This is a genomic window from Caballeronia sp. GAFFF1, assembly GCF_023630705.1.
Taxonomy (GTDB): Bacteria; Pseudomonadota; Gammaproteobacteria; order Burkholderiales; family Burkholderiaceae; genus Caballeronia.
Genome location: NZ_JALQEM010000026.1, coordinates 1 through 4879, shown reverse-complemented (window position 1 = coordinate 4879; position 4879 = coordinate 1). Strand labels below are relative to the sequence as shown.

General features: G+C 63.3%; 5 protein-coding genes. 3 read left to right on the top strand and 2 right to left on the bottom strand.

The annotated features are described in order from the left end of the window. Positions 1 to 386 (bottom strand): succinate dehydrogenase, cytochrome b556 subunit (gene sdhC / locus NCR37_RS13655; RefSeq protein ID WP_250473435.1); only part of this gene is annotated, 386 nt, incomplete at its 3' end. 172 nt (positions 387 to 558) lie between these two features. After that, entirely contained in the window at positions 559 to 1365 is an 807-nt protein-coding gene (locus tag NCR37_RS13650; protein WP_250473434.1) for a GntR family transcriptional regulator, read from the bottom strand. Positions 1366 to 1955: 590 nt separating this feature from the next. Here NCR37_RS13650 and NCR37_RS13645 point away from each other — a divergent pair. From NCR37_RS13645 to NCR37_RS13635, 3 genes are all read left to right on the top strand, one after another. Further along, positions 1956 to 2942, top strand: coding sequence for a malate dehydrogenase (locus tag NCR37_RS13645; RefSeq protein ID WP_175940903.1), 987 nt, complete (start codon positions 1956 to 1958; stop codon positions 2940 to 2942). Positions 2943 to 3102: 160 nt separating this feature from the next. Further along, complete coding sequence (locus NCR37_RS13640; RefSeq protein WP_250473433.1) at positions 3103 to 4095, top strand: HpcH/HpaI aldolase/citrate lyase family protein; 993 nt, start codon at positions 3103 to 3105, stop codon at positions 4093 to 4095. 110 nt (positions 4096 to 4205) lie between these two features. After that, positions 4206 to 4879: citrate/2-methylcitrate synthase (locus NCR37_RS13635; RefSeq protein WP_284506882.1), on the top strand; the 674-nt coding region annotated here is incomplete at its 3' end.

Genomic DNA, 4879 nt, shown 5'->3' with positions numbered 1-4879 from the left:
GCGACGGCAAGCGTCAGCACGAGCGACACGACCAGCACCGCGATGGCGGTCTGCCGTCCGCCTTCCTTGTTCACGGCTACGTGCATGTCGAGCACGAGAAAGCGGATACCCGCGCAGAAGTGATGCAGATATGCCCACGACAGCACGAGCGTGATGATCTTGACGATGGGGTGCGCGAGAAAGCCCTTGAACGCCTCGAAGCTGATCTCCGACGTCAGGCTCTGGTCGAGCAGATACAGCAGAAAGGGCAGCGCGATGAAGAGCAACAGACCGCTGATGCGATGCAGGATGGACACCTTGCCCGCCCACGGCAAGCGATACTTCGCGATCTGTCCAAGCCCGATGTTCCGGTACTCGGGCCTTGGTTTTTTTACGGCTTCAGCCATGCTAGACCCCAACTTGTTATTACACTAACCCGCGATTTTAGCGCCTTTTCATTCCGCACCGCAGCGAAAAGCGGCCCAAGAGACTGTTGCCGCCCACGCGAAAATAGCGCCCTCGAATGCCCTTGCCGGGCCGCTTCCAACCAGCCGGACCACTCGACCCAAGCCCGCGCGCTCAACTCAAGTCGTTCTGATAGTAATAGCCGCTCGTCACGTACCAGCCGCGCCGCACTTCCACCGGACGATCGCCGTAGGTGTACGAAATACGTTCGACCGACAACAGCGGATAGCCCGGCTGCACATCCAGCAATTGCGCGACCGGCTCTTCCGCCGCGACCGCCCGAATTTTCTCCGACGCGCGAATCATGCGCGTGCCGAACTCGGTTTCGAACATCGCGTAGAGCGGGCCTTTGTAGTCGGCAAGGCGCTCCGCCGTCAGCCCGCGAAACACGGCGCCCGGCAACCAGATTTCGTCGAAGACTGTGGTGACGCCATCGAATTGCAACAGACGCTTGATAAGAACGACGGGATCGGCGGGCTTGAGATCGAGCTGGCGCGCGATTTCCGCGGGCGCGCGCAGGCGTCGGCATTCGAGCAGGCGGCTGACATGGGGATGAATGTCGCCATCGTCGGGCAGAAGGCGCAGGAAGCGGAATTGCACGCGATCTTCGCTGTGCGTCGCAACGAACGTGCCTCTGCCCTGACGGCGCACGAGCAGGTTGTCGGCGGCGAGTTCGTCGATCGCCTTGCGCACGGTGCCCTGGCTCACCTTGTAGCGGGCCGCGAGCTCGACTTCGCTCGGAATGATCTCGCCCGGCTTCCATTCGCCGGATTCAAGGCCTTGCGTGATGAGCGCCTTGATTTGCTGATACAGCGGGCTAAACGTCGGCGACGGCGCGCCCGCGGGCTCGCCCGCCTGTGCGCTGCCGTTCTGTGGGGGCGTGCCCGCCGAGTTTGGCGCGTTCGAATTCATGCCGCGCATTTCAACACAAAGGCCCGTCGCGCGTCCACATTTTCCCGCGAGGTTCTATGTCTTATATAAGACATAAGATAGTGTTGACTTTGCCTTCGGGCAATCCTACACTCCTTGTCGAGCAAGGGTTTGCGGGTCGTCGCACGGTTTTCGGGAACGTTCGTTCGGCGCGGTTTTTCGGCGGTTTTCGCCGGAATCGCCAGTGCCGGGCGCGCGCCAGGTCCACGCCACCAACCGCCAGGCACGCCCTTTCGCTTCGCCTTACGCCGATCGGCCACACGATTCGCGCGCCGCTGCCTGTCTACTGCCTCGCAACGTTCAGCGCCGTCTCGCATGGGCGCTTGCCGTCAGACTCTAGCGAAAATGCGCCTCCTCGCGCAGTCCCGCACTCTCCGCTCATAGAAGGATTCATGGCATGACGGTCATGCCGCCACGCAGCCATGCGGGAAAGCGCAGCCATGCGGCGCGCGGCCCGCGTGGCGGAAGGCTCTCAGCAATCCGCGGGCGGCATGTCCAGCATGACATCATCAACGCTTCGCGTAACGCGCATAAAATGGCGTTTTTCCCTAGCGTTCCACGTACCGTCCAGGAGAGTTTCAATGGCTAAGTCCGCAAAGCGCGTTGCCGTCACCGGCGCCGCAGGTCAAATCGGCTACTCGCTGCTGTTTCGCATCGCCAACGGCGATCTGCTCGGCAAAGACCAGCCCGTGATTCTTCAGCTGCTCGATCTGCCGCAAGCGCAAGCCGCCGTGAAGGGCGTCGTGATGGAACTGGAAGACTGCGCGTTCCCGCTGCTCGCCGGCGTCGTCGTCACGGACGATCCCAAGGTCGCGTTCAAGGACGCCGACATCGCGCTGCTCGTCGGCGCGCGTCCGCGTTCGAAGGGCATGGAGCGCAAGGACCTGCTCTCGGCGAACGCCGAAATCTTCACGGTTCAGGGCAAAGCGCTGAACGAAGTCGCCAGCCGCGACGTGAAGGTGCTGGTCGTCGGCAACCCGGCGAACACGAACGCCTACATCGCGATGAAGTCGGCGCCGGACCTGCCGAAGAAGAACTTCACCGCCATGCTGCGTCTGGATCACAACCGCGCGCTGTCGCAACTCGCAGCCAAGTCGGGCAAGCCGGTGGCGTCCATCGAAAAGCTCGCCGTGTGGGGCAACCACTCGCCGACCATGTACCCCGACTTCCGCTTCGCGACCGCCGAAGGCGAGAACCTGACGAAGCTCATCAACGACGACGAATGGAACCGCAACACGTTCATCCCGACCGTCGGCAAGCGTGGCGCGGCGATCATCGAGGCGCGCGGCCTGTCGTCGGCGGCTTCGGCGGCTAACGCGGCGATCGACCACGTGCGCGACTGGGTGCTCGGCACCAACGGCAAGTGGGTCACCATGGGCATCCCGTCGGACGGCTCGTACGGCATTCCGGAAGACATCATCTACGGCGTGCCCGTCACGTGCGAAAACGGCGAGTACAAGCGCGTGGAAGGCCTGGAAATCGACGCGTTCTCGCGCGAGAAGATGGACAACACGCTGAACGAACTGCTCGAAGAGCGCGACGGCGTTGCGCATCTGCTGGGCAAGTAAGCACGGCGGCACGGGAAGCGTGCGCGCTTCCCTCAAGCGCGGACTTCACGGTTCGCGCCTGATCCGGTCGCGCTTGCGTACCTCGCGTACCACTGCGAACGCGGCCGAATCAGACATACGAGCAGCATCGAAATCACCTTTATCGGACCCGACGCCGACAATGCCCGCTCTCTCCCCCGCCGACGTGCTGTTTGACGGCGAGCCGCAACCGGCAGTTCTGCCGCCCTGCGATCACTACGCGGGCAGCGAGAAGCTGATCAGGAAGTCGCTCGCGTTGCAGGCGCAGCTCGGCCCGGTGTTCGACATCACGCTCGATTGCGAGGACGGCGCGCAGGTCGGTCACGAAGCCGAACATGCGGAGATGGTGGCGTCGTTCGTCGGCGGCGAGCACGACCGCTTCGGGCGCGTCGGCGTGCGCATTCACGACTTCCAGCATCGGGCGTGGCGTGACGACGTCCGCATCATCCTGCGTCAGGCGAAGCAGGTGCCGGCCTATGTGATGCTGCCGAAAATCCGCAGTGCATCGGATGCCGCCGAGATGGTCGCGTTTATCGAGGCCACGCGGCGCGAGTTGGGCATCGCGAAGGCCATCGCCTGTCATCTGCTGGTCGAAACGCATGGCGCGCTCGCGGATGTCTTCCAGCTGGCCGCGCTGCCCGGCATCGAGTCGCTGAGCTTCGGACTGATGGACTTCGTGTCCGCGCACAACGGCGCGATTCCGGATTCCGCGATGCGCTCGCCCGGTCAGTTCGATCATCCGCTAGTGCGACGCGCGAAGCTGGAGATTGCGGCCGCATGTCACGCGCATGGCAAGGTGCCGTCGCATAACGTGTCGACGGAAGTGCGCGATATGACGGTCGTCGCCAACGATGCCGCGCGCGCCCGCAAGGAGTTCGGCTACACGCGCATGTGGAGCATTCATCCGGAACAGATTCGCCCGATTGTCGAGGCTTTCTCGCCGCGCGCCGATGAAATCACACTCGCCGCCGAGATTCTGCTCGCGGCACAGCGCGCGCAATGGGGACCGACGCGCCACGGCGACACGCTGCACGACCGCGCGAGTTATCGCTATTACTGGTCGGTGCTGCGCCGGGGGAAGTCGACGGGACACGCGCTGCCCGACGAGTGCGCGCCGCTTTTCGGCGCGAACTAGATGCAAGCTGACACGAGCCTTTGGTCACGCGGCGCGAGCGCAAGCCCGGCGCCCGTTTCAAGGGAAAGAGCCGACGCCGCGGGACGGGCGTTCACAGGAGACTTGAAGCAATGAGCGACACCGTATCGAGCGATGCACCCGCAGCCGGTGGTTTCAAGCCGAAGAAATCCGTCGCGCTGTCGGGCGTGACAGCGGGCAATACCGCGCTTTGCACCGTAGGCAAGACCGGCAACGATCTGCACTATCGCGGCTACGACATTCTGGATGTGGCGACCACGTCCGAGTTCGAAGAGATCGCCTATCTGCTCGTGCATGGCAAGCTGCCGAACGTCGCGGAACTTAAGGCGTACAAGACGAAGCTGAAGGCGCTGCGCGGCTTGCCCGCGAACCTGAAGGCCGCGCTCGAATGGATTCCCGCCTCCGCGCATCCGATGGACGTGATGCGCACCGGCGTGTCCGTGCTCGGCACCATCTTGCCGGAGAAGGAAGATCACAACATCGCGGGCGCGAGAGATATCGCCGACAAGCTCATGGCCTCGCTCGGCTCCATGCTGCTCTACTGGTATCACTATTCGCACAACGGCAAGCGTATCGAAGTCGACACCGACGACGACTCCATCGGCGGCCACTTTCTGCATCTGCTGCATGGCGTGGAGCCGTCGCAGTCGTGGGTGCAGGCGATGCACGTATCGCTCAATCTGTATGCCGAGCACGAGTTCAACGCGTCGACCTTCACGAGCCGCGTGATCGCGGGCACGGGATCGGACATGTACTCGGCGATTAC